The sequence below is a fragment of the Gilvimarinus sp. 1_MG-2023 genome, from assembly GCF_030548285.1.
Window position 1 is genome coordinate 1 of the sequence record NZ_JAUOSC010001875.1, and the last position, 230, is coordinate 230.

General features: G+C 56.5%; 1 pseudogene. It reads right to left on the reverse strand.

Annotated features, from left to right (window positions below):
• Positions 1–230: pseudogene (locus tag Q4563_RS23195) on the reverse strand (hypothetical protein); the annotation flags it as partial.

A 230-nucleotide genomic window follows, 5' to 3' on the forward strand; every position in this document is an offset into this window, starting at 1 on the left:
CAAGGGTTCTATGCGCTCGGGATCGTCGGTCATCAGGAAGGTTTGTTCCAGATCGTTTTCCAGCTCTCGCACGACGGCCCAGGTGGTTTCGCCGCGCTGATAGAGCGTATCCTGGCTGATGCCGTGAATGTCCTCGAGGGCGTAATCCCAGTCATCCCAACCATCATCGGGCTGGAGCAGGGTGGTTTTGATCATGCCATCGGCCATTGACCAGGCAATCGCAATAGGAT